The organism is Gallibacterium faecale (assembly GCF_027920745.1).
Lineage (GTDB): Bacteria > Pseudomonadota > Gammaproteobacteria > Enterobacterales > Pasteurellaceae > Gallibacterium > Gallibacterium faecale.
In genome coordinates, this window is the sequence record NZ_JAQIBB010000024.1 from 1 (window position 1) to 2,679 (window position 2,679).

Sequence of the window (2,679 nt, forward strand, 5' to 3'; positions counted from 1 at the left end):
TGGCTTACAATCTTACGAGATACTTTTTCATGTAAATATAATTTGTCTGATAAGAGATCTTGTAATTTTTCGTAGGATGGAAAGAGATTTCCAGTAAACGCTTTTGCGTGATAGCGTATCATTTGCCAAGTATATTTGGCTCTTACTGTTAAATAACGATCTTGTAATAAACGTATTGGAACTGTTTCGTGTGCGTTTCCAAAATAAAATAAGCCAGCATTGTTATCCGTCATAATTTATTCCTCTTCCCATAACCCAATAATATCTAAAGGCGCTTTTGTGGCTCGTTCGTATTCGTAGCCTTCTTTAGTCCAGCTACATTTTTCGGGCTTTAAGTTAGGTTTGATTCTATATCCTCGCAAAATATAAATATATTCATCAAAAACGTTTTGATCTTTATCGTTTAAAATATATTTAACGAAAGCCTGATCCCCATTTCTTAGCTTAACTGGGTGTCCAGATAATGCTTTATCTAAATTGAATCGCAACATAATTGTGCCCCCAAAATTTATGCTTTATCGTTCAAATTTTCCCATTTTCTGACCTGTTTCCATAGCATCGCCAGATCTAAATTTAATTCTTCTGCGATTACCATCAAATTATCTAAGGCATCTAGTGAATTAAGTTTTTTATTTTTAGGATCTAATTTACAGGCTTCTTGCCAGCGATACCAAGCATCACTGGATTTTTCTATATCTGTGATTGTACGCCTACCAACCGAAATTTGTTTACCTAGTAATCTTCTACGTTCACTAACTTCGTAAGGTTGCGCCCCAAAAAAGCATTTCATTAATTCAATGCTTGCACCTAATACTAAAGCACGATCAAAGAGTTTTTGTTCTGCTGTTTTTGTTTTTATGCGCTTTAGCATTTTTTTGAGTAAATCATGATTCACGCTAATTTCTAAAAATGTGTTTGGCATTTGGCTTAAATAATGCAATTCATCTGTTGATAAATTATTAATTTTTGCAAGTTCATCACTCGTAAAACCAAAATTTTCGCAATATCGGATTTTTCCCATTTTGATCTGAGTAATAATGTGTGATAGCAATGCTTGATTGACCATTTGCATCATAATTAGCTCCTTAAATGTGTTCTTAATTGACGGATAACACGGATTAATCGAAAGAGTTTCACTAAAAGGAGATCTGAAATTTCAGGTTGATTATTGAAGCCAATTAATAACGATTCAGATAAGGTGACAGTAAGTGGCTCGTTATGGTTATCACACGCTAAGCATGCAAGTAATGCGTGAATACTAATAGTAAGCTCATCTTGAATAGATGAAGCTAATGGTGCAATAGTAAAACTAAATTTTTCATCACTTTCAGTTGGAATCACAATATTTTGTAAATGTGCTAATTTAGCAATATCTGTTGCTAGCCCATAGGCCTCAAAGCGAAGTTTTTCTGGGGTATCAAATGCTGGATAAATTTGCCAGATGTCATCGACAGGCTGGCAGCCTGTATTTGCAAAAGCAATTCCATTTTGCTCCGCACGTTGTTGACGTTGTTCGTTAATAGATTTACCTGGTGCAATACCAAATTGTTCAAAAATATCAAAGGTTGAATCAATATTTTCGGTTTCTGAAAAATTATCACTGGTAGTGCTGTTTGATTTTTGTTCACTGGTTCCACTGGAACCACTGTCTAATTTTTGTTCGTTGAGTTGTGTAGCCTTATCATGTAGTTGATGAATATTATTATCTTTTTTATCCTCAATGATTTGTACATTATCTGGTATAGATGTTTTTACGTTATCTGATGTGGAAGTAGAACTCTGACTTTTTTCTGTTGCTATAAACATAGAAATTTCTGTTTCAGAATTAACATTATCTTGTTTTACTGGAGCAGTTCGATAAGTATCACTGTCTTGAGATTTTGGTTTATTATCCAGTTCAAATAAAATATCTTGATAGCTGACGTAATCTGACCCAATCGCATTGACCATATTACCGATCAGTTCATCTTGGAATATGTCTAATGAAAAATCATCATTATCAAATAGAGAAAGCGTTTCTAACCATAATGCTTTAAATCCTAGATCTTGATTTTCCTCCTGATCGTGTTTATGGAAAAGAGGAGTATACTTTTCCCAATACGTGTTTGCATTACTAAATAACTGGAGCAGTTTTTCAATTTGTGGTTTTCCCATTCCACTTAAAAGAATATTAGGAATTGCGGGGTAGAGCAGATCAATACATTGCTCCATTTTGACTAATAGTGAATGTGAGATACTATAACCATCTGCTTTTAATCTTTCAGAAAGTTTTCTGTGAGATAATGATGTTGATAATTGTTGTTCATAAAATCGTTTAGCTTGCTGAATCCCCAATGCACGTTCAATAAAGCTTAAATCACCTCGCAAGTCGTTTTCTGCTAAATGTCCAATTAAGCAGTGTAATTCTCCTGTAATCTCATCATTGTTATTTCCTTGCCACGGTTTGTACAAACACGTAATAGAGAAGTATTTTGGATCTTGAGTTTCTTCATAAAGCTCTTGTAATGCTTGTAAACGTGTATTACCACCGTCTGCGATAATATAATACTCTTCGCCTGGACGCTGAGTAATATTTGGAGGAAAATCTAAACCTCTAACCCGAATAGATTCTTTGATGTCCTCGAATTTAGGATTTCGAGTTTTACGTGGATTGTTATCAAACGGGCGCAATTGTAATAA

3 protein-coding genes and 1 pseudogene are annotated in these 2,679 nt (G+C 34.2%); all 4 read right to left on the reverse strand.

Translation table 11 applies throughout. The annotated features are described in order from the left end of the window. Positions 1-233: pseudogene (locus PF272_RS02030) on the reverse strand (STY4528 family pathogenicity island replication protein); the annotation flags it as partial. 3 nt (positions 234-236) lie between these two features. Further along, positions 237-491, reverse strand: coding sequence for a hypothetical protein (locus tag PF272_RS02035; protein WP_065232430.1), 255 nt, complete (start codon positions 489-491; stop codon positions 237-239). 17 nt (positions 492-508) lie between these two features. Next, positions 509-1,075 (reverse strand): DUF2857 domain-containing protein, encoded by a 567-nt coding sequence (locus PF272_RS02040; protein ID WP_065232431.1) that lies wholly within the window; start codon positions 1,073-1,075, stop codon positions 509-511. Positions 1,076-1,077: 2 nt separating this feature from the next. Then, the coding region (locus PF272_RS02045) for a ParB family protein (RefSeq protein ID WP_271141424.1) at positions 1,078-2,679 on the reverse strand (1,602 nt) is incomplete at its 5' end.